The organism is Rhizobium sp. SRDI943 (assembly GCF_057653695.1).
In genome coordinates, this window is the sequence record NZ_CM172787.1 from 2,280,247 (window position 1) to 2,302,673 (window position 22,427).

Sequence of the window (22,427 nt, forward strand, 5' to 3'; positions counted from 1 at the left end):
GTCCGCCAGGAGTCCGAGGGAACGGACGAGGTAGCCGCTTGCTCCCTCATTCCTGTGCCTGTCACAGGAATCCAGCCACCACGCGTCTGCGCGGTGAATAACTCTTTGCGACCGTGAAAATATCTTCCGCGCCCAAGCACTTGGGCACTGGATTCCTGTGACAAGCACAGGAATGAGGGAAGAGAGGTGGGTGTCCGCTTCTCGGCACCACACCCTACCACATCGTCTTCGCCGCCCGCCCCGGCCATTCCCGATCGTAGGTTTCCTGGTCGAAATCGCCGGTTGCGGCCTTCAGCATCTGCCCGGGCGTCGGCAGCTTTGCCGGATCGGCGAAGTGTTCTCCATTCCACAGCTCGGCCCGCATCACGGCGCGCGCGCATTGGAAATAGACCTCGTCGATCGAAATCACGACGACGGTGCGCGGATGTTTGCCGTCCATCTCGAAGCTTGAAAGCAGCGCCTCATCGTCGGAAACGACGCCGCGGCCGTTGATGCGCATCGTCGTGTTCGAGCCGGGGATCAGAAACATCAGCGCCAGGCGCGGATCGCGCACGATGTTGGAGAGCGAATCGACCCGGTTGTTGCCGCGCCAATCCGGCAGATGCAGCGTCTCGTCGTCGGCGACGCGCACCACGCCGCCAAGATCACCGCGCGGCGAACAGTCGAGACCCTCCGGGCCGACGGTCGCAAGCGCCGCAAACGGTGAGATCTCGATCATCTCGCGATAGAGGGGGGTCAATTGCTTCGTCACCTTGGCGACGGAGGCCGGCGAAAGCCCGGCGCCGTAGATCGTATTGAGCTCTTCGATGCTGCTGATGATTTTCATGAGGCGTCCCGCCGCGGCTTGATCTTCGCGACGGACGCTACAATGCCGCGCGCCTTGCCGGAAGCTCAAAAAACGGAATGATCTCCGCATCTTTTTTGATGCTTTCATCGGGCACTTCAACCACGCCTCGATCGCCGTCGAGAAACGCCGCGATCGCGGCAAGAACCGGCTCGGCGCCGATGATGCGCCGGTGGCCGAAGCCGTTCGCCCAGAACAGCCGAACGCCCTTCCCCGCTGCGCCATAGCGCCTGGCATGGAGAGACGACACCTCCTTGTCGTCCTCGGCATGGATGACGAGCACCGGCCGGCCGATGCCGCCCGCAGCCCCGCCGACGTCGAAATCCTCAAGTCTCCGTCCGGTGATGCGATGGACCTCGTTCTCCAGTGCCGCTTGCGCTGTAGGGCGAAGGCCGATCATCCCGCCGAAATCGGTAAACAGCGAGCCCATCTCGCTCGGCGCGCCGATCAGCACCAGTCTCTCGCCGGTGACAGGCGCCACACCAGGCAGCAGCCCCGCCGCCGAGACCATCAGCGCCGCACCGCCGAAGGAATGGCCGATAGCCGCATCGAATGCGCCGAAGCGCGCCTCGGCCGCCGCGATCGTCTCGACCGCAAGCCCCATATGCAGGAAGCGTCCGCCGGAACGGCCGTGGCCGGGAAAATCGAGCGCCACGACCTCCGCGCCCATTGCCGCAAGCATCGAGACGAGTTCGGCCATATATGCCGCGCTCGATCCCCAGCCATGTGTCACCAGATAGCGCTTGCGTTTACCCCTCGCCCCGCCGTTCAGCCGATAGGCATGCGCTTGGCGCCCGCCGGCAAGCCGGAGGGTGAAGCGTTCGGCACCGGCAAGCCGGAGCGCACCCGCTGCATGCACCGCTTTCGCCTTTGCTCCCTTCGGCTTTGTCGATGGCGTCCGGCAGAACAGCTGGAACGCCGCTTTGCCTGCCAGATCAGGAGAAACCGCCTGCAGAACCGAAAACCCGAGGCGGGTGACGTCAAGCGCAAAGTTTGCCATAGTGGGATTCCAAAAGACTGTTCAACACTGAACAATAAAGTACAACGATGAACAAAAATCAATCCCTTCCCTGGGATCATCCGCGTTTTCGCAGCTGGATCGCGGTGGCTCGCGCCTGCCAGCTGATGCAACAATCCCTGGCCCGCTCGCTTGCCGATCTCGATATCAAGCCGCCGCACCTCGATATCCTGGTCAATCTCTATCGTTTCGAAGGCATCTCGCAGCAGGAGCTGGCGCGCAAACTGCTGGTCGGCCGCTCCAATATGAGCATGCTCTTGCCGCAGATGGAGAAGCGCGGCCTGATCCTTCGCCGCGATGACGAGCGCGACAAGCGCGTGCTGCGCCTCTATTTGACGCCAGAGGGTCGGAAACTGAGTGAGGAAGCCATGGCCATCCAGACCGGCCTCATCGACCGCGTGCTGTCGGACGAGCCGATAGAGCAATGCATGGCGACTGCCGATTCGATGGAGCGGATCATCACTGTGCTGCTGAAAGATCTGCGCGACGAGGACTGATGTTCAATGCAGCGTCGGCGCCGCCTCCGTGCCCGTCAGCGAGCGGTATTCCCAGGCGGCGACGACGATCAGCACCAGCGTCGCCAGAATGCCCATCAGATAGACCTCGATGAAAGGCGCGACAAAGGCAAGCAGGATCAAAAACACCAGGCCGGCGAGATGCGAGAGCGGCATCCGCCCGCTGGTCGCGCCCTTGAACCAGAGATTGCCGATCAGGAATAGGCCGGAGCCGCCGAGCACGGCTGCGGCGATGCCGAGATCACCGGTTTCATGCGGATGCGAGAACATGAACTCGACCGCGACCGCATGGACGATGATGCCGGCAAGAATTGGGATATGTCCATAGGTGAAGGCCTGCCGCGCCAAGCTTCCCGGCGTCTCCTCATGCTCGATGCGGTGGGCGGCGCGCCCGTGGCCGAAGCGGAAGTAGAGCCACCACATGGCGACCGTGCCGATGAAGGCGGTGACGAAGACGACGCTGGTCAGCCCTGAGAACGGCAGCTCCGAAAAGGTGCGGCCGGACACGAGGATCGCTTCGCCGAGGCAGATGATCACGAAGAGTGCACAGCGCTCCGCCATGTGCGCGCCGGAAACGTCCCAGTCCCGCGCTGTCGAACGCCCAAGCCCCGGCACGGCAAAGCCCGCGGCGGGCCCGGCATATTCGATCGCAAGCGCTATCACCCAGGCGATCAGCCGGGCTTCATGCTCGAGCAGCCCGCCGGCGATCCAGAAGACGCCTGCTGCCACGAGCCAGGCGGTGATGCGGACGAAATTCAGCGTATTGGCGCGGTCGACGCGCGTCATCGCATAGGTCGTAAACAGCGAGCGCCCGACCTGCATCGCCACATAGGCGCCGGCAAACAGCAGGCCCTTGTCGCCGAAAGCCTCGGGGATGGAGGCAGACAGCAGCAGGCCGAGCATCATCAGCGCCACCAACATCCCGCGCACCGGCATCTTGTCAGGATCGAGCCAGTTCGTCACCCAGGCGGTGAAGATCCACACCCACCAGACGGCGAAGGTCATCAGCGCTGCTTCGGCTGCACCGAGCGGCGTGTAGTGGGCGGCGAGCGCATGCGAGAGCTGCGAGATCGAAAAGACGAAGACCAGGTCGAAGAACAGTTCGAGGAAGGTCACCTTGTTGCTGCTGGCGCTGCCCTTGGCGCGCAGCCAGTTCTTTCCGTTCGTTTTCGCCATATGGCCCCCCGATGGCTGGATTATGCATGGATTGAAAGTGATAGCGGCTCAGGTGAGCGTCAGCGCGGCTTCTCCGCCGTGTCGCGGTTCATGCCCTTTTCGCTCAGCTCGGCTTCGTAGGCCGAAAACAGCTCAGGTCCCTGTTCGCCGAGCTCGCGTAGATAGGTCCAGGTGTAGATGCCGGTATCGTGCATGTCGTCGAAGCCGATCCGGACCGCGTAATTGCCGGTCGGCATCATCGAGATGATCGCGACATTGCGTTTGCCCGGCACCGTCACCTTCTGCCCCGGCCCATGGCCCTGCACCTCGGCCGAGGGCGACAGCACGCGCAAGAGCTCGGCCGACAGGTCGAAGCTCTGGCCGTCGTTGAAGGTTACCACCAGCCGCTGCCTGTCTTTCGATACGCGAAGTTCGCTCGGCCAGATATCGCTCATCATTTTGTCCTCTTCTCATGCGAGGAGTAGGCGTTGATCTTTTTCGGCGCAAGCTGAAATTGGCATGCTCGCGCGGGCAGTTTCCCTTGACGCGACAACAGCATATGCCCACATTGACGAGAGTACGGAGATGCAGGTGAATACTAGAGTTGGAACGATAGGCAATGCATCGCCGCTGGCGGCAGGTGCGGACCCGATGATCGACCCCTTCGGGCGGGCGGTCACCTATCTCCGCGTCTCCGTCACCGACCGCTGCGATTTCCGCTGCACCTATTGCATGGCGGAGAATATGACCTTCCTGCCGAAGAAGGATCTGCTGACGCTGGAAGAGCTCGACCGGCTCTGTTCCGCCTTCATCGCCAAGGGTGTCAGCAAGATCAGGCTGACCGGCGGCGAGCCTTTGGTGCGCAAGAACATCATGTATCTGGTTCGCCAACTCGGCCGGAAGATCGGCGCCGGCCTCGACGAATTGACGCTGACCACCAACGGCTCACAGCTTTCTCGCCACGCCGAGGAGCTTTATGATTGCGGCGTGCGCCGGATCAACGTTTCGCTGGATACGCTCGACCCCGACAAGTTCCGCAAGATCACCCGCTGGGGCGATTTCGCCAAGGTCATGGAAGGCATCGACGCAGCTCAAAAGGCAGGGTTGAAGATCAAGCTCAACGCCGTGGCGCTGAAGGATTTCAACGATGCCGAGATGCCGGAGCTGCTGCGCTTCGCCCACGGCCGCGGCATGGATTTGACCGTCATCGAAACCATGCCGATGGGCGAGATCGAAGAAGACCGCACCGATCAGTACCTGCCGCTGTCGAAACTGCGCGCCGATCTCGAGGACCAGTTCACCCTTGCTGACATCGATTACCAGACCGGCGGCCCGGCGCGTTACGTCAGGGTCGAAGAAACCGGCGGCCGCCTCGGCTTCATCACGCCGATGACGCATAATTTCTGCGAGAGCTGCAACCGCGTGCGCCTCACCTGCACCGGCACGCTCTACATGTGCCTCGGCCAGAACGACGCCGCCGATCTGCGCGCCGCACTCCGCGCCACCGACGACGACGCCCTCCTCCACGCCGCCATCGACGAGGCCATCACCCGCAAACCCAAAGGCCACGACTTCATCATCGACCGCACGCATAACCGTCCAGCGGTAGCGCGGCATATGAGTGTTACTGGTGGGTGAAAAATAGGGCCGTACGCCTACCCGCACCACCCTCATTCCTGTGCACGTCACAGGAATGAGGGAGGCTGGGTTGATCCTCGCGCTAGATTTTCTGCCGTAGGTAGATGGAACGTCGCCTGCTGCAGGGCCGACCGTCCCCAAGCGCCAACCCATCACTCAGGCTTACGCGCACAAATCGCAAACCGGTCCTGCACCATGCGCTCGAGCCCGCGCAGAAACGGCATCTTGCGCGCCTGCGCCCAATGGATATCGGCGAGTTTGCGGTCGACGACAATATCCGTAAAGCCGGCTTGGCGCAGAAGATCGACGACTGCTTCAGCAGGCATCTGGCTGGAGAAATGCACGCGTGAGCGGATCTTCTGGTGCCGCGCCATCATCTCCGGCGACATGTGGCTCGCCGGCGGCTTGCCGGTCACCTTCGTCCAGAGCTTCTGCAGGCCCTTGACCCAGGTTTCCTTGCCCATATTGCCGTCGAGGATCAGCACCTTGCCGCCCGGCTTCAATACCGAGAACCATTCCTTGAAGGCCGAAGCCGGGTCCACCAGCGTCCAGACGAGATGGCGGTTGGTGATGACGTCGTAGCTGTCCTTGGGCTCCATCGTGTTCTCGGCATCGCCGGACACGAAGCGGATATCGGTGCCGCGCTTCTTCGCCTTGGCACGTGCCTGCGCCAGCATCGCATCCGACCAGTCGAGGCCGGTGACCGCAAAGCCGACATCATGCATCAGATGCGAGATGACGGCGGTGCCGCAGGCGAGATCGAGCGCCGCGCGCGCCTGCCCCTCGCCCAGATGTTTTCTGATCAGCCGCTGCCAGCCTTTCCGCTCCGCTTCCGAAAAGATTTCATGGCCGACGCTCTGGTCGAAGGTCGCCGCCCGTTCCGACCAGAAGTCGCGGATTTCGTCGCGGATCGAGTAGTTCGTATTCATGGAATTCATTTGAGGCACCCCGGCATCGGATCAGTTTGGAAACGCTCTAAAACATAGAACTTGATTCAGAAAGTCATATTTCTTATGCCTGCGGACATTATTCAGACCTCGGGGGAATTTCCAGATGAATTTCGTGAAAATACTCGCAGTCTCTGCGGCTGCGATGGCGAGCCTGATGCCGCTTTCGGCCTGGGCGCAATCCTTCACCGTCAAGGATGTGGCCGGCCGTGAAGTGACCTTCGACAAGCCGGTCGAGCGTGTGATCCTTGGGGAAGGCCGCATGCTCTACGCCGTCGCGCCGATCGAGAAGGAAGATCCCTTCGCCAAGATCGTCGGCTGGCGCAACGATCTCTGGACCACCGACAAGGACGGCTTCAACGCCTATGTCGAGAAGTTTCCGAAGGGCAAGGACCTGCCCTTCCTCGGCAACCTGACCGACGGCACGCTGCAGACCGAAACGGTTGTCAAGCTTCATCCCGATGTGCTGCTGCTGCCGATCGGCAACAAGGCGGCCGCTGACGAGGTGAAGCTTGAGGACATGCTGAACGGCATCGGCGTAAAGATCGTCTATATCGATTTCCGCGAGCACATCCTTGCCAACACCGAGCCGAGCCTGAAGATCCTCGGCCAGATTTTCGGCCATGAAGACCGCGCCGAAGCCGTCGCCGCCTTCTGGAAAGAGCAGCTGGCCCGCGTGACCGACAAGCTCAAGGCCGCCAATCCGCCGAAGCCGAATGTCTTCATGTACCGCGCCGCCGGCTTGGTGGAGTGCTGCGGCACCTTCGGTCCTGACAATTTCGGCCTGATGGTCGATTGGGCCGGCGGCCACAATCTCGGCTCCGATTTCCTGCCTGGCTATACCGGCTCGATTAATGCCGAACAGGTTGTCGCCTCCAATCCTGACGTCATCGTCGTCACCGGCTCCAACTGGAGCCAGACCAAGAATGCCAAGGACTTTGTGAATGTCGGCCCGAATGCAGCAGCCACCTTCGACGACGGCCGCAAGGCGCTGAACACGCTGATGGAAAACCCTGCCTTCACCGGCTCCCGGGCGGTTGCCGGCGGCAATGTCCACGCGATCTGGCACCAGTTCTATACCAGCCCCTACCAGTTCGTCGCCGTGCAGCAGCTGGCCAAGTGGTTCCATCCGAACCTCTTTGCCGATCTCGATCCCGATGCCACCTTCAAGGAATTCCACGAAAAATTCCTGCCGGTCGCCTACCAGCCGGGTTACTGGGTCGACGCCAAGGCGGGTCAGTAATCCGACATGGCCGAGATCGCCGCCATATCGATCGAAGCCGAAGCCGGGAGGGAGCGCTACCGCGCCCTCGCCCGGCGCAAGCTGCTGATCCTTGCCGCCATGACGGCTGCGCTTTGCCTGTCCTTTGCGGTCGATCTCGCCTGGGGCCCGGCCCGCTACAACCTCAGTGAGGTCGTCGCCGCCCTTCTCGACCCCTCCTCCGTTTCGGATCAGGTGCGGGCCGTCGTCTGGGACATCCGCATGCCGGTTGCCGTGATGGCGATCGTCGTCGGCGCGTCGCTTTCCGTCGCCGGCGCGCAGATGCAGACGATCCTCGCCAATCCGCTCGCCAGCCCCTTCACGCTCGGCATATCGGCCGCGGCAAGTTTCGGTGCCGCCCTTGCGATCGTCACCAGCGTTCCGCTTCTGCCTGTTGCAGCCGGCCTGCTGGTGCCGGTCAATGCCTTCATCATGGCGTTGATCGCCACGCTCTTCATCCATTTCGTCTCGCAGGCCCGCGGCGTCTCGGTGCAGACCGTTGTGCTGCTCGGCATCGCGCTGGTCTTCACCTTCAATGCGTTGCTCGCCTTCCTGCAATATCTCGCCTCAGAACAGGCGCTGTCGGCTGTCGTCTTCTGGACGATGGGCAGCCTCACCAAGGCGACCTGGCCGAAGATCTGGGTAACGCTTGCCGTTCTGCTGATCGCCCTGCCGCTCTTTGCCCGCAATGCCTGGGCGTTGACGGCGATCCGCCTTGGCGAGGACAAGGCTGCAAGCTTTGGCGTTAATGTCCGCCGCATCCGGCTGGAAACTATGCTTGTGGTCTCGCTGCTCGCCGCAGTCCCCGTCAGCTTCGTCGGCACGATCGGTTTCGTCGGACTCGTCGGGCCGCATATTGCGCGCATGATCCTCGGCGAGGATCAGCGCTTCTTCCTGCCGGGCTCGATCCTGTCAGGCGCACTGCTGCTGTCGCTGACCTCGATCGTCTCGAAGTCGATCATACCAGGTGTCGTCTTTCCGATCGGCATCATCACCGCGCTGGTCGGCGTGCCCTTCTTCTTCTCGCTCATCCTCTCGAACAGGAGCCGGTCGTGGTAGCGCTTCAGTTGCAATCGGTCGGCGCCTATCACGGCCGCAAGCTCTTCGTCGAAGACGTGACGACGCCGGTGATGACATCGGGTGAGGTCGTGGCGGTAATCGGCCCGAACGCCGCCGGCAAGTCGACGCTCTTCAAGCGCATCACCGGCCTGCTCAAGGGGCCGGGCCATGTCGTCGTCGAAGGCTCGAAGGCGAAAAACGCCATCGGCTACATGCCGCAGGATACCTCGGCAAATGCGGTGCTGACGGTCTACGAATCCATCCTGCTTGCCCGCAAGCAGGGCCAGTCCTGGGCCGTCAGCGACAGCGACCTGCGCTTCATCGACGAAATCATGAAAGCGCTCGATATCACCGCCATCGCCTTCCGCGATCTCGGCGCTCTCTCCGGCGGCCAACGCCAGCTCGTCTCGATCGCCCAGGCCCTGGTCCGCGAGCCGGAGATCATGCTGATGGACGAGCCGACCAGCGCGCTCGATCTTCACCGCCAGGTCGAGGTCCTCGATTTCATGCGCCGCCAGGCCCGCACCAAAGGCATGATCGTGCTGATCGCCATCCACGACCTCAACCAGGCGCTTCGCTTCGCCGACAAAGTCCTCGTCATCGCCAACGGCCGCATGCACGCCTGCGGCACCCCAAGGGATGTCGTCACCACCGAAATGCTGCGGGAGATCTACCGGGTCGAAGCCCGGGTGGAGAAATGCTCGATGGAGTACGACCACGTGATCGTGGATGGGACAGCGCATTGAGGATGGCAACCGCCAGCCTCATCAGTTGATCAATCGCTGCGCGGTAAACTTGTCCGTAACAAGCATGTCGATGACCCCCACACGGAGCGCGCCTGCAATCGCGTCAGTCTTTTTGGACCCGCCGGCAAGAGCAATGACCCGGTCCACCCGTTCGAGATCCTCGAGTGGAAGCCCTATGACTCGGTCGTCCAGAGGTGTCTTGACCGGCTTGCCGTTTTTATCGAAGAAGCGAAGCGAGATATCGCCGACGGCTCCCGCTTCCGCGAGATCAGAGAGTTCGCGAGACGAAAAGATGTTGCCGGACCGTGCGAGAAGTTCGGACGGTTCGACTGCTCCGATTCCGACGATCGCAAGCGTTATGCTGCCGAACAAGTCCATCGTCTCCCGAACGTATGGATCGGCCTGCATAAGAAATTTTGCCTCTCTGGACGTCGTAACGCCCTGCACAGCGAGCAGTTTTGGCTCAGCGCCAGTCAGCCGAGCAAGCCGCGTCGTAAGCTGCGTCGCATGCGTCTGCACTGAAGGATCGCCCATGCCTCCAAGGGTTTGGACGACGTATTTCGCCTGAGCGCTCTTCAGGGGATGAATGTTCTCGACCATCTTGGAGATGGTCTGGCTCCAACTCGAAACGCCGATGATCTCCCCTGGCGCTAGCGTTACCTCCAAGAGATGAGCCGCTGCCTCTCCGATACGGGCCATGATGGCTCCGTCCCGATCTTCCGTACACTCAACGACGATCGCCTCCGGCAAATCATATTTCTCGCGAAGTGCGCTCTCAAGCTCGCTGTAGGTGCCAACGGGAGGGGTCACGCTGGTTCGCACAATATCTTCGGCCTCGGCACGCTTGAGCATGCGCGACACCGTCGCCTGCGACAGGCGAAGGTGCTCTGCGATCTCCGCCTGTCGCCGTCCCTCTAAGTGGTACATTTGGGCGACCCGTGAGATGAGGCGGAGTTCATTGAGGCGAGTCATCGCTAATCCTAGGGTGAATTTTTATTCATCATTAGCCGTTGTTTCGCGTGCCGTCGAGCGGGCAAGTGCATCATTCCAAGTATCCAGAAGCACCACTCGATCCACGGGTTCCGGGTCAATGATATGTGAGCTGCGGGGCAGCTCTGCGATAACCTGAAGATCGCTCCACAGGCCAAGTGAGAGACCCGCGAGATATGCGGCCCCCAAAGCCGACGCCTCGGGTGCTTCGCATTGGATCACGGGATGTTCGATGAGGTTCGAGACACATTGCATCAGGAAGCGGTTTTGGCTCGGTCCGCCGTCTACATAGAGCGCCCCGAGCTCGCCGCCGCTTTGTGCTCGCATGGCGGCGATCACGTCGTGCACCTGGAGGGCGATCGAGTCGGTGACCGACCGCGCCATTTGTGCACGTGTCGTATTGAAGTTGATCTGGGAAAACAGGGCACGGGCGTCGGAATTCCAATAGGGTGCGCCCAGTCCCACGAATGCTGGCACGAAGCCCGGTCCGCCCGGTTCGGCGCTCGCCGCAAGTTCGACAAGGGCCGCCACGTCCGAAAGGCCGAGAATGCCTGCCATCCAGGGGAGACTGGCGGCGCAAACGAGAATATTGCCTTCGAAAGCGAAAGTCGGCTTTCCATGGAGGCGCCATGCGACGGTCGTTGTGACGCCATTGCGTGGAGGAATAAATCGCGAAAGCGTCGTCATCACAGACGAGCCGGTTCCGAAGGTTACCTTGCCATCACCCGGCTTGAATGCTCCATGACCGAACAGCGCAGCATGACTGTCTCCGATCACGGCCATGATCGGAGTTCCATCCGGCACGCCTGGCAACCCTTGCGTCCTGCCGAAGTCGGCAGAGCTGTCGAGTACCTCGGGGAGGAGCGCGATATCCACGCCGAAAATCTCGCCAAGTTCCTCGCTCCATCTCTGCTCCAGGAGATCGAACAACTGGCTCCTGGCGGCATTCGAAGCGTCGCAAACATGCCGGCGCCCGCCGGTCAGGCAGTGGACGAGCCAACTGTCGACCGTTCCCAGCCGCACCGATCGCCCGGCCGGAATACGGTCGAGCAGCCATCGGAATTTCGAACCCGGGAACATCGGATCCAGCGGCAGGCCCGTGAGCGCCTGCACACGGTCAAGGTGGCCTTCGGCAATGAGACGTTCGCAATCCTGTGCCGTTCGACGGCACTGCCAGCTTACCACCGGCCCAAGTGCTTCTCCCGTTTCGGCGTCCCAAGCAGTGACTGACTCGCGCTGATTGGAAATCGCCACGGCCTCGACAGCCACGTCGGGGGTGGCCTTCAGGCAGGCGTCGATCGCCTCGCAGACGGATGCGTAGAGCCGGTGCGGATCTTGTTCGACCCAGCCGGGTTTCGGATAGGTGATGCCGACTGGAGCCGAACCTCTGCCAACAATTTCTCCCTTTTCGGAAACCAGAACTGCCTTTGAATTGGTGGTTCCCTGGTCAATTGCCAGAATTGCCCGCATTCTATCCTCCCCAGATCAGACGGCAGCCGGGACGACAAAAAGCGTCCGGGCTGATCACGTCATCCCACTTACTTGCGCCTGATCAGCGACTGCGCGGCGTCGGCGATTGCGGACGGCGCCATCCCGAATTCGTCGAGCAGGAACTCTGCCGAACCGGTCGGAGCGTAGACGCCGGGAACGCCGAGACGTTTCATCGGGACCGGAGCATTGTCGACCACCACTTCGGCGACCGCGGAACCGAGCCCGCCAAAAATCGAATGCTCTTCGGCTGTGACGATCGCTCCGGTTTCCTTCGCCGCGGCGATGATGGCCTCCTCGTCGATCGGACGAACCGTTGCAAGGTTGAGCACTCTGGCGTTGATGCCGCGTTCTGCGAGGATCTCGGCGGCCTTTAAGATTCGATGAGTCAAAGTGCCGTTTGCGATAAGGGTGACGTCGGAACCCTGGCGAAGGAGGTTTGCCTTGCCAAGTTCGAACTTGTGACCCTCCGGAAGGAGATCAGGCACACCTACGCGAGACAGACGCAGGAAACAGGGGCCGTTATAGGCCGCGGCCCACTCAACCGCAGCAGCTGTTTCGATGCGGTCACAAGGCGCAATGACCGGAAGATTAGGCAGAACCCGCGTCCAGGCGAAGTCTTCGATCGAGTGATGGGTCGGGCCGAGTTCGCCATACGCCATTCCGGAAGAAATGCCGACCAGCTTGACGTTGGCATTCGAATACGAAATATCGGCCTTGATCTGCTCCAGCGACCGTCCCGTTAGAAACGGAGCGGCGGCGCACACGAACGGAAGGCGTCCGCCATTGGCGAGGCCTGCTGCAACCCCCACCATGTTCTGCTCGGCGATGCCGACATTGACGAGGCGCTCTCCAAATTTCGCCTTGAAGCCGCCGAGCTTGGAGGAGCCCACGGAGTCGTTGCAGACGGCAACGATCGTTTCGTTTTCGGCTGCCAGCCGCTCAAGCGTGGTGGCGAATGCGTCGCGGCAATCGTAGAGCTTGGATGCGTTTATTGACGCGTTCATTACACTGCCTCCGACAATTCTGCCAATGCGATTTCGTATTGTTCCTTGCTCGGTACCTTGTGGTGCCAGTCGACTCGGTCTTGCATGAACGAGATTCCATGCCCCTTGTTGGTGTGGGCCACGATGCAATGCGGTCTCGATCCCCGGTGTTCGAGGGCTGAAACGACTTCGCTCATATTGTTCCCATTGATCTCGGTGACTTCCCAATCGAAAGCTTCAAGCTTCGGACGAAGCGGGGCGAGATCGTTGGTTTCCGCCAGGGCGGCGCCCTGCTGGAACCTGTTGTGGTCGATCACCAGCGTCAGGTTATCGAGCTTGAACTGCGCGGCCGCCATGATCGCTTCCCAGTTGGAACCCTCCTGCATCTCACCGTCGCCGGTGACGACATAGGTGTGATATTTCGCGCCTGAGAGCTTGGCGGCTTTTGCCATTCCTATTGCGACTGGAAGACCGTGGCCGAGCGGCCCGGTATTCGTTTCGACGCCAGGAACCTTGTTGCAATTTGGATGCCCGTTCAGCCTCGAATGCGGCTGCAAGAAGGTGGAAATCTCTTCCTCCGGGATGAAGCCGCGTTTTGCGAGCGTCACATACAGAGCGCATGCAGTATGTCCCTTCGAAAGAACGAACCTGTCGCGACCGGGGTGCTTCGGCTGATCGGGCCAGACATTCAGCACACGAAAATAGAGGGCAGTCAAAATGTCGATGACCGACATTTCCCCGCCAATATGGCCGGCGCCCGCTTCAAAGACCGCCTGGAGATCGCGCAATCGGATCTCGCGAGCGACCCGCTCGAGTTCTGTCGTATTCATGGATTCCTCTCATGCATAAATATTCAATTATCAATATTTTTGCACAAGACACCGATTAGTCAAGTCCTTTAAGTGCTACACCAACAGTTGCAAGTCTAGAAATCCTGTTGACAGCCGGAAAGCAACTTGTTAATGAATTTTCCAGCATCAGTGAATATTTATTCGTAGAATGAATTAGCAATCAGCCTAGGCATAGGGAGGAACAATGGTGGCGCTCGATATCAATGAACACGGGCTTTCGTCCGGCGCCTGGTTGAGCAAGCTCAAGGGAGCCACCGGCCCGCTCGTGGGGCTGCTCTTGCTTTGCGTCTTCCTGAGCCTCAGCACCGACACGTTTCTTTCGGTTCGGAACGGTCTCAACATCCTCGATCAGATCACTGTCCTCGGCATCATGGCTGTCGGAATGACCTTTGTCATTCTGATCGGCGGCATCGATCTTTCCGTCGGCTCGGCACTCGCTCTTGCGATGATGGTCATGGGCTGGACTGCGAATGTCGCCAGCCTACCGCTGCCGGTCGGGATCGTTTTTGCTCTGGTCGCATCGGGCATTTCGGGCCTGATCGTCGGACTTCTGGTGACGCAGTTCAGGGTTCCAGCCTTTATTGCCACTCTTGCGATGATGTCCGCGGCTCGCGGCGTCGCAAATATGATCACGGACGGCCAGCAGATCGTCGGATTCCCCGACTGGTTCATGATGCTGGCAATCGATCGCCATTTCGGCGTGTTGACAGCCACTGTGTTTCTCATGCTTGCGGTTGTTCTTGCGGCCTGGCTTTTCCTGCACTTCCGGTCCGAAGGTCGCATGCTCTACGCGGTGGGAGGAAATCCGGAAGTCGCGCGCCTTGCGGGTATCAACGTTCCGCTCGTGACGATTGGCGTCTACGTCGCAAGTTCAGTCCTTGCGGGGCTCGCAGGCATCGTACTCGCCGCCAGGCTGGATTCCGTCCAGCCGTCCAGCGGTCTGGGCTATGAATTGGACACCATCGCAGCAGTCGTCATCGGCGGGACTTCGCTTTCGGGGGGGGCGGGCGGTATCGGAGGAACACTGATCGGCGTTCTTATCATCGGCGTCCTTCGCAACGGGCTCAATCTTCTCAACGTCTCGCCGTTCCTGCAGCAAGTGATCATCGGCATCGTCATCGTGCTCGCGGTCGGCGCGGAGACTATTCGTCGGCGTCGCGCCTGACGAGCGGGGTCCGCCGCGTCGGCGGACCAGGAATTCCGCTCCAAGGGTTTGGGGCGGATCAATACCCCGAGGGGGAGGACATACCCGAGGGTTCCATCAAACAACGGAGGAAATACAATGAAAATAGCGCGCACCATGCTCGCGTCTGCCGCCCTGCTCGGTCTCATGCTCGGCCCAGTACACGCGGCGGAACTGAAGAAGCTCGGCTTGGCGGTTGCCAACCTTCAGGCAAACTTCTTCAACCAGATCAAACAATCCGTCGAAGCCGAAGCCAAGAAGCGCGGCATCGAAGTCATCACGGTCGACGCAAAGGGCGACGGGCCGACGCAGGTCAACCAGATCCAGGACCTCCTGACCCAGAAGATCGACGCGCTGATCTACATTCCGGCAGGTGCGGCGGCTGCGACCGTTCCGGTCAAGCTCGCGAAGAGCGCTGGTATTCCGGTCGTGAACGTTGACCGCAACGCCGAGGGAGCACCGGGCGATACCTTCCTTGCAACGGATTCCGTCGCGTCTGCCAAGGCCGTGTGCGACTACATTCTGAAGGAAGGCGGCGGCAAGGGGAAGATGGTCATCATCCACGGCCAGAAGGGCACAACGCCGGAAGTCGATCGTTCGAAGGGTTGCGCTGAATCTCTCAAGGCATATCCGGACGTCAAGGTTGTCGCCGAGCAGTTCTCGAACATCTGGAGCCAGGACGAAGGTTTCCAGATCATGCAGAATATGCTGCAGGCAAATCCGGACGTTTCGATCGTGTTCGCCCAGGCCGACGGCCTTGCCCTTGGCGCCGCGCAGGCGATCAAGGTCGCCAATCCTTCCCAGAAGATCGTGGTTGGCGGCTTCGATGGTGACACCGCAGCTCTCGAAGCGCTCAGCAAGGGTGTCTTCAACGTAACGGCGACCCAGCAGACGCAGAAGATGGGCCGCGACGCGGTTGAAAACGCCGCCAAGCTTGTCGCCGGAGAAAAGGTGCCGCCGGTCCAGCTCCTGGATGCCACGCTGACAACCAAGGAAAACGTCGCAGGCTTCATCGCCAACCATCCGTAATGAAGTTGATGTCTTGAGGAGGTGTGCCGTGACTGATCCAGTTCTTTCCCTGAGGGGCATATCCAAATGGTATGGGCCGCTCCAGGTTCTGAAGAATGTCAGCTTGGACGTTTATCCCGGCGAAGTGGTTGCACTTCTCGGTGAAAACGGCGCAGGCAAGTCAACGCTATCGGGCATTATCGCCGGGTCACGCACGCCGTCCGAAGGATCAATGACATGGCTGGGGCAGCCTTATGCCCCGGCCACCCCAAGGGAAGCGATCGACAAGGGCGTTGTCCTGATCCATCAGGAGCTGCAGCTTCTGCCGCAGCTGTCGATCGCGGAAAACGTCTTCATCGGACGTTGGCCGATGAAGAACGGCGTCGTCGACCGCGCCCAGATGGTTCGCCGGGCCCAGGACCAGCTCGCTCGCTTGAACCTTCACATCCCTGCAACGCGGACGGTCGCCGGCCTTTCCACGGCAAATCAGCAACTCATCGAGATCGCCAAGGCGCTGGCTCTCAATGCAAAGCTCCTGATCCTCGATGAGCCGACGGCCGCCCTTGGCGGCGCGGAGACGGAAGCTCTTTTCGAACAGGTTCGGAAGCTTCGCTCAGAAGGTGTCGGCATCGTCTACATTTCCCACCGCATGGAAGAGATCAAGCGAATAACCGATCGGATCGTCGTTCTTCGCGATGGCGAGCGCGTGCAGGAATTCTCCGACAGCGCGACACCGGTGCGAACGATCGTCGAGAGCATGGTCGGACGCCCGCTTGACCGCTTGTTCCCTGCCCTGCCGGTTCCGACAGAGCATCCAGTACTCCAGGTGTCGGGGCTGTGCTCGCCGGACAACTCATTCCGCGACGTTACCTTCGATGTGCGCGCCGGGGAAATTCTCGGAATCGCCGGACTGGTCGGCGCCGGCCGCACGGAACTTGTCCGCGCCATTTCGGGCGCGGACCCAATCAGTGCAGGTTCGATCAAGCTGGAAGGCGAAGAACTCAGGCTGCGCGATCCGGCGGACGCGATCGCCAAGGGCATCGTGATGGTTCCGGAAGACCGCAAGGAGCAAGGCCTCGTTGTCGGGCACCGGATCGGCGAGAACATTATCTACGCCAATCTCGACAAGCTGGGCGGGCGTTGGATTACGCCGAGCGTCAAGCGCTCGTTTGCGGAGAAGGCAGTGGCCAAGTTCGGCGTGAAGGGCCGTGCGGAGCAATATGCCTCGGACCTGTCCGGCGGCAACCAGCAGAAGGTGGTCATCGCGAAATGGCTGATGCGCGATCCTAAGGTCGTCGTGCTCGACGAACCGACGAGAGGCATCGACGTCGGCGCCCGAGCCGGTATCTACGACATCATCGTCAATCTTGCCAAACGGGGCGTGGCGGTCATCGTCGTAAGCTCGGACCTCGAGGAAGTTCTCGGAGTCTCCAATCGCATTCTCGTGCTTGCGCAAGGCAAACAGGCAGGCATTCTCAATCGTGACCAGGCAAATGACGTTTCGGTCATGGAGCTAGCCACCATCTAAACAGACAGAAAGGAAGAGCGGTGTCCGACATCACTCTGAACGCCCCGAAGCTTTTCGATCTCAGCGGCCAGGTTGCCATCGTTACAGGAGCCGGGAGCGGCATTGGGCAGCGCATTGCCATCGGCCTTGCGCAATGCGGCGCCGACGTGGCGCTGCTCGACCGCCGAACCGACGACGGGCTGGCCAAGACGGCTGAACATATTCGCGCCGCCGGCCGCCGCTCGATCCAGATCGCGGCGGATGTCACCAGCAAATCTTCCCTTGGAGAGGCAATAGCACGGACCGAAGCCGATCTCGGCACGCTGACGCTTGCAGTCAACGCGGCAGGCATCGCTAACGCGAACGCCGCGGAAGAGATGGCGGAGGACCAATATCAGACGTTGATGGATATCAACCTGAAAGGTGTCTTTCTTTCCTGCCAGGCCGAGGCCCGCGCCATGCTCAAGAATGGACGCGGCTCCATCGTCAACATCGCTTCCATGTCCGGCGTGATCGTAAATCGCGGGCTGAGCCAAGCGCACTATAACGCCTCCAAGGCGGGCGTCATCCATATGTCGAAGTCCATGGCGATGGAATGGGTCGACCGCGGCATTCGCGTCAACACCATCTCCCCCGGATACACGGCAACGCCCATGAACACCCGTCCGGAGATGGTCCACCAGACCAAGCTCTTCGAAGAGCAGACGCCGATGCAGCGCATGGCAGCGGTGGACGAGATGGTAGGCCCGGCGGTGTTTCTGCTGTCGAATGCAGCAAGTTTCGTGACCGGCGTCGATCTTCTCGTCGACGGCGGTTTCTGCTGCTGGTGATGAGAAAGCTCATTGCCGCTGCTGGAAAGTGACCGATCTCGCTTCCTCCCTGGCTGAGATCGAGGCGCTGAAGGGACCAACGGGCAAGACGGCGTGCGATATCGCCGTCTTGCCCGCCCTTCACGCTGATCGAACGGGTTGTCGAACGGACCGAGGGCTCGGATCGTCATCGGCGCTCTAGACTGCCTGAATTCGCGACAACCGTTTGATCTCCAATAATGATCGCATGGTAGGTCGCACCCAGATTTGCTGTTTATCGACGGACAAGGAAAGAGCATGAAACGCTTTGAGCAGAAGACTGTCGTCATTACCGGGGGTAGCCGCGGCATCGGAGCGGCGATCGCCAAACGCTTCGCGAAAGAAGGCGCCAATCTCGTCGTCTCGGCCAATGAGGACCTGGTCCACGGCGTCGCCGAACAGATCCGGGCCGAAGGCGGCAAGGCGATCTCCTTCATCGGCGATGTCACCGACAAGGCAAGCGTCACCGCCCTCTACGATGCCGCCGAGAAGGAATTCGGCTCGGTCGACGTTTCGATCCAGAATGCTGGCGTCATCACCATCGCCCGCGTCGAGGACCTGACCGAAAACGAGTGGGACAAGGTCATGGCCGTCAACACCAAGGGCGTCTTCCTCTGCGCCCAGGAGGCAATATCACGAATGCGCAAGCACAAGCGCGGCGGCCGCATCATCAACACCGCTTCCGGCCAGGCGCGCGACGGCTTCATCTACACCCCGCATTATGCCGCCTCGAAAATGGGGGTCGTCGGCATCACCCAGAGCCTGGCCAAGGAAGTCGCGACCGAGAAGATCACCGTCAACGCCTTCTGCCCCGGCATCATCGAGACCGACATGTGGGCCTATAACGACCAGGCCTGGGGCAAGCTGCTCGGCAACTACGCCCCCGGCGAGCTGATGAAGGAATGGGTCGAGGGCATCCCGATGAAACGGGCCGGCTCTGGGGAAGATGTCGCAGGCCTGGTGACCTTCCTCGCCAGCGATGACGCCGCCTATATCACCGGCCAGACGATCAATGTCGACGGCGGCCTGATCATGTCCTGATGCAGGCGCCCAAAATTGCGTAGCGGTTTTGGGACAACGACATGCATCGAACAAAGAGCAAACCACCAGCGAAGTGCGGAAGGCGACACGGTCGTCGCCTCCGTGTGAACAGTGTGTCCATCGGCGTCAGGGCAGCTTTGCATTTTTGCCTGGTCGAGTGACCTTGCCATCCGCCTGTTTTTGATCCTATCTTTGAAGTGTTCTCAGGGCGGGGTGTAATTCCCCACCGGCGGTATCAGGAGCAATCCTGGAGCCCGCGAGCGCTTCCGGCACCTCCTGTCGGAAGGTCAGCAGATCCGGTGAGATGCCGGAGCCGACGGTATAGTCCGGATGGAAGAGGACAACACGGGCAGTCGCACTCCATCCCGGAGTCGGCCGACGTTTGTTCGCCCAAGGGCAGAAGGCTCGCTCACGGACTGAGCCGAGCAGACCATGTCAGTCAGCTGACATAACCCTTGAAAGGCCAGACAGCATGACTATCGCAACAATCGAAGATGCCATATCAGCCATTGCCAGCGGCAAGATGGTCGTCGTCGTCGACGACCAGAACCGGGAAAATGAAGGTGATATCGTGGTCGCGGCCGATGCCGTCACCCCTGAGGCAATCGCCTTCATGATGACCCACGCCCGTGGACTCGTCTGCATCGCCATGGAAGGCGAGCGTCTCGATGCGCTCGATATTCCGCTCATGGTGCCCAACAACACGGAATCGCACAAAACCGCCTTCACGGTCTCGGTCGATTATCTCAAGGGCACGACGACCGGTATCTCGGCTGCCGACCGCGCCGCCACCGTCCGCGCCCTGGTCGACGATCGCGCAAAGCCCGCCGAATTCGCCCGCCCCGGCCATATCTTCCCGCTGCGCTCCAACCCCCGCGGCGTGCTCGGCCGCCCCGGCCACACCGAAGCCGCCGTCGATCTCGCCCGCCTCGCCGGACGGATCCCCGCCGGCGTCATCTGCGAAGTCGCCAACGACGACGGAACCATGTCCCGCCTGCCCGAACTCACGCTCTTCGCCGAACGCCACAACCTCCCCCTCGTCACCATCGAGGACCTGGTCGCCTATCTCGACCGCCAGGCGGCAAAAGACATACGCGAAGTCGCCTGATCTGCGCAAAGCGGCCAGCCCCGTCCTTCGAGGCCCCTGCGGGGCACCTCAGGATGAGGCTGGAGAGAGGTTGCGACCTGGTTCAACGGGAAGCGCAGCGGCATGGCACACGGACCAGCCCTCATCCTGAGGCACGCAGGCCGCAGGCCGCAGCCTCGAAGGACGAGGGCGGGTGGCTGGGTCCCAGACGCGCACGGCTGGTTGCCACAGCACACCCTATTTCCTGCCCCTATGTTCGGCTGATCGAAACCCCACCATCTGCCAGCATCGCCGTGCCGGTCACGAAGCTCGACATGTCGGAGGCGAGGAAAAGCGCCGCATTGGCGATCTCGTCGGGTTGCGCCATGCGTTTCAGCGCATGCAGCCCCTCCACGAAGGCGAGCACCTCCGGCGTGGCATCAGGCGCGTTGGTGATACTGGCGGGCGTGTCGGTGCCGCCGGGAAGCAGCGCGTTGACGCGGATCTTCTGCGCTCCGAGTTCGGCGGCGAGCACCTGCACGAAGCCGATCAGCCCCGCCTTGCTCGCCGCATAGGCGGCCATGCCAGGCATGCCGACGGTGTGGCCGACAAAGGTCGAGGTGAAGATCAGCGATCCGCCGCCTTTCCCCATCGCCGCCGACTGGTGTTTGGCGCCGAGGAAGGCGGCGGTGAGATTGGTCTCGATCGTCTCGCGCCAGCCCTCCACCGACAGCCCGGCGACCGGCCCCATCTCACCGATGATGCCGGCATTGTTGAAGGCGATGTCGAGCCGGCCGAAACGCGAGACTGCCGTTTCGACAAGCCTTTCCTGGAGCGCCTCGTCCCTGACATCGCCTGATATGGCGACGGCCTGCCCACCCTCCGCCTCAATTTCCGCGATGACGGCGTCGAGCGCGTCTTGTCGCCGGCCGGTGACCACGAGCTTGGCACCTTGCCGTGCAAAGAGTTTCGCCGCTGCGCGGCCGATGCCTGAGCTTGCGCCGGTGATGATGGCGATCTTGTCGTTGAGAAGTGTCATATCGGTCTCTCCTGGTTTGTTGCCAGATTTGACATGCTCAAACATCATGCGATGCAGCCACCCGTTTCCCGCGCAGGACGAGAAAAACGCCTATGGCCGAACCGGCAGCGCGACGGCGCGTCCTCATCGACGCCTTGATCACGGCGTCGGAAACATCGGAATTCGCCTTATAAAACCGAGATTTGCCGAGACCTTCATCCACACGCCTGCATTGAGGTCAGTGCCGTTGTGCACCGCATCATCGATTTATGCCTGGTGTGGCATTCATCCGATTCCCTTCATGCGTCTTCGCGATTAAAAGGAGCGCACAGGTAACGGGAATCTCTTCATGCCGCGGTCACGCAATACTGAGGGCGCCATCTATATGAGCATGGCGATGGCCGGCTTTTCCGCAAGCGACGCTCTATCCAAATCGGTGATCGCCTATATGAACGCCGGCGAGATCATGTTCCTGCGCGGCCTCTTCACCAGCCTGCTCGTCTATCTGATCGCCTGGAAAATGGGCGCGCTGCGCTCCTGGCGCATCATGCTGCAGCCGATGATCATCTTCAGGATCATCTGTGAGACGCTCTCCGCCGTCACCTATATCACCGCGCTCGGCATGATGCCGATCGCCAATGCCTCGGCGATCCTGCAGTCGCTGCCGCTGGTCGTCACCTTCGGCGCTGCCCTCTTCTTCGGCGAGCCGGTCGGCTGGCGGCGCTGGTCGGCGATCCTTGTCGGCCTCGTCGGCGTGATGATCATTATCCGTCCCGGCCCTGAGGGATTCACCGCCGCCGCCCTCCTCTGCGTCGCTGCGGTGCTGACGACGGCCGGCCGCGATCTCGCCACCCGGAGCATCAGTCCGGAAATCCCCTCGCTGATGATCACCGTCATCACCGCCATATCAGCCTCCTTCTTCGGCGCGCTGCTCATCCCGGTGCTCGGCGGCTGGCAGCCGGTCAGCGCCGCTGCCCTTGGGCATCTCGCACTCGCATCGGTGCTGGTGCTCGTCGGCTACCAGTCGGTCATCCTCGCCATGCGCACCGGCGAAATCTCTTTCGTCGCGCCGTTTCGCTATACCAGCCTGATCTTCTCTTCTGTGCTCGGCTTCTTTTTCTTCGCGGAAGTGCCTGACAGCTGGACGCTCGTCGGGGCTGCGATCGTCATCGCCTCCGGCCTCTATACGTTCTATCGTGAGGCCAAGCGCCGTGTGTCGCCGATTGCGCAGGAATCCGCGCCGCGTGCGCCGGTTTGA

General features: G+C 61.2%; 22 protein-coding genes and 1 riboswitch. Of the genes, 12 read left to right on the plus strand and 10 right to left on the minus strand.

Translation table 11 applies throughout. The features are described from left to right. Positions 1 to 214: 214 nt before the first annotated feature. Together AC245Y_RS11790 and AC245Y_RS11795 are read right to left on the minus strand one after the other, a co-directional pair. Positions 215 to 826 (minus strand): pyridoxamine 5'-phosphate oxidase family protein, encoded by a 612-nt coding sequence (locus tag AC245Y_RS11790; protein ID WP_017994278.1) that lies wholly within the window; start codon positions 824 to 826, stop codon positions 215 to 217. A 37-nt stretch (positions 827 to 863) separates the two neighbouring features. Beyond that, the gene (locus tag AC245Y_RS11795; RefSeq protein ID WP_017994279.1) at positions 864 to 1,844 is read right to left on the minus strand and encodes an alpha/beta hydrolase; all 981 of its coding nucleotides are present in this window, start codon (positions 1,842 to 1,844) and stop codon (positions 864 to 866) included. A gap of 47 nt (positions 1,845 to 1,891) precedes the next feature. Between AC245Y_RS11795 and AC245Y_RS11800 the strand changes: the two genes are divergently transcribed. Further along, positions 1,892 to 2,359, plus strand: a complete 468-nt coding sequence (locus AC245Y_RS11800) for a MarR family winged helix-turn-helix transcriptional regulator (RefSeq protein ID WP_011652244.1) — start codon at positions 1,892 to 1,894, stop codon at positions 2,357 to 2,359. A 3-nt stretch (positions 2,360 to 2,362) separates the two neighbouring features. On the opposite strand, the gene AC245Y_RS11805 is transcribed toward AC245Y_RS11800, so the two are convergent. Together AC245Y_RS11805 and AC245Y_RS11810 are read right to left on the minus strand one after the other, a co-directional pair. Next, a complete protein-coding gene (locus tag AC245Y_RS11805) occupies positions 2,363 to 3,553 on the minus strand; it encodes a low temperature requirement protein A (protein ID WP_017994280.1) in 1,191 nt (396 codons plus the stop codon). 59 nt (positions 3,554 to 3,612) lie between these two features. Then, positions 3,613 to 3,987, minus strand: coding sequence for a gamma-butyrobetaine hydroxylase family protein (locus tag AC245Y_RS11810; RefSeq protein WP_032996649.1), 375 nt, complete (start codon positions 3,985 to 3,987; stop codon positions 3,613 to 3,615). A gap of 136 nt (positions 3,988 to 4,123) precedes the next feature. Between AC245Y_RS11810 and moaA the strand changes: the two genes are divergently transcribed. Continuing rightward, positions 4,124 to 5,170, plus strand: a complete 1,047-nt coding sequence (gene moaA / locus AC245Y_RS11815; protein ID WP_026157377.1) for a GTP 3',8-cyclase MoaA — start codon at positions 4,124 to 4,126, stop codon at positions 5,168 to 5,170. A 152-nt stretch (positions 5,171 to 5,322) separates the two neighbouring features. Here moaA and AC245Y_RS11820 read toward each other — a convergent pair whose 3' ends face one another. Beyond that, positions 5,323 to 6,108 (minus strand): class I SAM-dependent methyltransferase, encoded by a 786-nt coding sequence (locus AC245Y_RS11820; RefSeq protein ID WP_026157378.1) that lies wholly within the window; start codon positions 6,106 to 6,108, stop codon positions 5,323 to 5,325. A 115-nt stretch (positions 6,109 to 6,223) separates the two neighbouring features. On the opposite strand from AC245Y_RS11820, the gene AC245Y_RS11825 reads away from it, so the two are divergent. From AC245Y_RS11825 to AC245Y_RS11835, 3 genes are read left to right on the plus strand one after another with little or no spacing between them, the layout of a single operon-like run. Further along, the gene (locus tag AC245Y_RS11825; protein WP_017994283.1) at positions 6,224 to 7,360 is read left to right on the plus strand and encodes an ABC transporter substrate-binding protein; all 1,137 of its coding nucleotides are present in this window, start codon (positions 6,224 to 6,226) and stop codon (positions 7,358 to 7,360) included. 6 nt (positions 7,361 to 7,366) lie between these two features. Continuing rightward, positions 7,367 to 8,437: a FecCD family ABC transporter permease gene (locus AC245Y_RS11830; RefSeq protein ID WP_017994284.1), complete on the plus strand. Its 1,071-nt coding sequence runs from the start codon at positions 7,367 to 7,369 to the stop codon at positions 8,435 to 8,437. Next, positions 8,431 to 9,183 carry an ABC transporter ATP-binding protein gene (locus AC245Y_RS11835; RefSeq protein ID WP_017994285.1) on the plus strand — a complete coding sequence of 251 codons (753 nt, stop codon included), beginning with the start codon at positions 8,431 to 8,433 and terminating at the stop codon, positions 9,181 to 9,183. Before AC245Y_RS11830 ends, AC245Y_RS11835 begins: the two co-directional genes overlap by 7 nt. Positions 9,184 to 9,204: 21 nt before the next feature. On the opposite strand, the gene AC245Y_RS11840 is transcribed toward AC245Y_RS11835, so the two are convergent. From AC245Y_RS11840 to AC245Y_RS11855, 4 genes are all read right to left on the minus strand, one after another. Then, entirely contained in the window at positions 9,205 to 10,155 is a 951-nt protein-coding gene (locus AC245Y_RS11840) for a sugar-binding transcriptional regulator (RefSeq protein ID WP_017994286.1), read from the minus strand. Between the two features lie 21 nt (positions 10,156 to 10,176). Then, on the minus strand, positions 10,177 to 11,643 hold the full coding sequence (locus tag AC245Y_RS11845) for an FGGY family carbohydrate kinase (RefSeq protein WP_017994287.1): 1,467 nt from the start codon (positions 11,641 to 11,643) through the stop codon (positions 10,177 to 10,179). Positions 11,644 to 11,711: 68 nt separating this feature from the next. Beyond that, the gene (locus AC245Y_RS11850; protein WP_017994288.1) at positions 11,712 to 12,668 is read right to left on the minus strand and encodes a transketolase family protein; all 957 of its coding nucleotides are present in this window, start codon (positions 12,666 to 12,668) and stop codon (positions 11,712 to 11,714) included. After that, positions 12,668 to 13,477: a transketolase gene (locus AC245Y_RS11855; RefSeq protein WP_017994289.1), complete on the minus strand. Its 810-nt coding sequence runs from the start codon at positions 13,475 to 13,477 to the stop codon at positions 12,668 to 12,670. Before AC245Y_RS11855 ends, AC245Y_RS11850 begins: the two co-directional genes overlap by 1 nt. Positions 13,478 to 13,682: 205 nt before the next feature. Between AC245Y_RS11855 and AC245Y_RS11860 the strand changes: the two genes are divergently transcribed. The 6 genes from AC245Y_RS11860 (at position 13,683) to ribB (ending at position 20,193) form a co-directional block, all read left to right on the plus strand. Continuing rightward, on the plus strand, positions 13,683 to 14,663 hold the full coding sequence (locus AC245Y_RS11860; RefSeq protein ID WP_017994290.1) for an ABC transporter permease: 981 nt from the start codon (positions 13,683 to 13,685) through the stop codon (positions 14,661 to 14,663). A 117-nt stretch (positions 14,664 to 14,780) separates the two neighbouring features. Then, a complete protein-coding gene (locus AC245Y_RS11865; protein ID WP_017994291.1) occupies positions 14,781 to 15,710 on the plus strand; it encodes a sugar ABC transporter substrate-binding protein in 930 nt (309 codons plus the stop codon). 28 nt (positions 15,711 to 15,738) lie between these two features. Beyond that, complete coding sequence (locus tag AC245Y_RS11870; protein ID WP_020486983.1) at positions 15,739 to 17,217, plus strand: sugar ABC transporter ATP-binding protein; 1,479 nt, start codon at positions 15,739 to 15,741, stop codon at positions 17,215 to 17,217. A gap of 20 nt (positions 17,218 to 17,237) precedes the next feature. Beyond that, the gene (locus AC245Y_RS11875) at positions 17,238 to 18,026 is read left to right on the plus strand and encodes an SDR family oxidoreductase (protein WP_017994293.1); all 789 of its coding nucleotides are present in this window, start codon (positions 17,238 to 17,240) and stop codon (positions 18,024 to 18,026) included. Between the two features lie 276 nt (positions 18,027 to 18,302). Beyond that, positions 18,303 to 19,085: a glucose 1-dehydrogenase gene (locus tag AC245Y_RS11880; RefSeq protein ID WP_017994294.1), complete on the plus strand. Its 783-nt coding sequence runs from the start codon at positions 18,303 to 18,305 to the stop codon at positions 19,083 to 19,085. 195 nt (positions 19,086 to 19,280) lie between these two features. Then, positions 19,281 to 19,431: riboswitch (FMN riboswitch) on the plus strand. A 126-nt stretch (positions 19,432 to 19,557) separates the two neighbouring features. Then, positions 19,558 to 20,193, plus strand: a complete 636-nt coding sequence (gene ribB, locus AC245Y_RS11885; protein WP_012757739.1) for a 3,4-dihydroxy-2-butanone-4-phosphate synthase — start codon at positions 19,558 to 19,560, stop codon at positions 20,191 to 20,193. A gap of 229 nt (positions 20,194 to 20,422) precedes the next feature. Here the strand turns inward: ribB and AC245Y_RS11890 are convergent, their stop codons facing one another. Further along, positions 20,423 to 21,190, minus strand: a complete 768-nt coding sequence (locus tag AC245Y_RS11890; protein WP_026157379.1) for an SDR family oxidoreductase — start codon at positions 21,188 to 21,190, stop codon at positions 20,423 to 20,425. 328 nt (positions 21,191 to 21,518) lie between these two features. Here AC245Y_RS11890 and AC245Y_RS11895 point away from each other — a divergent pair, with 328 nt between their 5' ends. Then, complete coding sequence (locus tag AC245Y_RS11895; RefSeq protein ID WP_017994296.1) at positions 21,519 to 22,427, plus strand: DMT family transporter; 909 nt, start codon at positions 21,519 to 21,521, stop codon at positions 22,425 to 22,427.

Coding starts and splice junctions, on each gene's coding strand:
- AC245Y_RS11845 (WP_017994287.1), bottom strand. CDS start 11,643: ATGCGGGCAATTCTGGCAATTGACCAGGGAACCACCAATTCAAAGGCA.
- AC245Y_RS11840 (WP_017994286.1), bottom strand. CDS start 10,155: ATGACTCGCCTCAATGAACTCCGCCTCATCTCACGGGTCGCCCAAATG.
- ribB (WP_012757739.1), top strand. CDS start 19,558: ATGACTATCGCAACAATCGAAGATGCCATATCAGCCATTGCCAGCGGC.
- AC245Y_RS11860 (WP_017994290.1), top strand. CDS start 13,683: ATGGTGGCGCTCGATATCAATGAACACGGGCTTTCGTCCGGCGCCTGG.
- AC245Y_RS11790 (WP_017994278.1), bottom strand. CDS start 826: ATGAAAATCATCAGCAGCATCGAAGAGCTCAATACGATCTACGGCGCC.
- AC245Y_RS11865 (WP_017994291.1), top strand. CDS start 14,781: ATGAAAATAGCGCGCACCATGCTCGCGTCTGCCGCCCTGCTCGGTCTC.
- AC245Y_RS11820 (WP_026157378.1), bottom strand. CDS start 6,108: ATGAATTCCATGAATACGAACTACTCGATCCGCGACGAAATCCGCGAC.
- AC245Y_RS11855 (WP_017994289.1), bottom strand. CDS start 13,477: ATGAATACGACAGAACTCGAGCGGGTCGCTCGCGAGATCCGATTGCGC.
- AC245Y_RS11810 (WP_032996649.1), bottom strand. CDS start 3,987: ATGAGCGATATCTGGCCGAGCGAACTTCGCGTATCGAAAGACAGGCAG.
- AC245Y_RS11850 (WP_017994288.1), bottom strand. CDS start 12,668: ATGAACGCGTCAATAAACGCATCCAAGCTCTACGATTGCCGCGACGCA.
- AC245Y_RS11825 (WP_017994283.1), top strand. CDS start 6,224: ATGAATTTCGTGAAAATACTCGCAGTCTCTGCGGCTGCGATGGCGAGC.
- AC245Y_RS11800 (WP_011652244.1), top strand. CDS start 1,892: ATGAACAAAAATCAATCCCTTCCCTGGGATCATCCGCGTTTTCGCAGC.
- AC245Y_RS11895 (WP_017994296.1), top strand. CDS start 21,519: ATGCCGCGGTCACGCAATACTGAGGGCGCCATCTATATGAGCATGGCG.
- AC245Y_RS11795 (WP_017994279.1), bottom strand. CDS start 1,844: ATGGCAAACTTTGCGCTTGACGTCACCCGCCTCGGGTTTTCGGTTCTG.
- AC245Y_RS11880 (WP_017994294.1), top strand. CDS start 18,303: ATGAAACGCTTTGAGCAGAAGACTGTCGTCATTACCGGGGGTAGCCGC.
- AC245Y_RS11805 (WP_017994280.1), bottom strand. CDS start 3,553: ATGGCGAAAACGAACGGAAAGAACTGGCTGCGCGCCAAGGGCAGCGCC.
- AC245Y_RS11890 (WP_026157379.1), bottom strand. CDS start 21,190: ATGACACTTCTCAACGACAAGATCGCCATCATCACCGGCGCAAGCTCA.
- AC245Y_RS11830 (WP_017994284.1), top strand. CDS start 7,367: ATGGCCGAGATCGCCGCCATATCGATCGAAGCCGAAGCCGGGAGGGAG.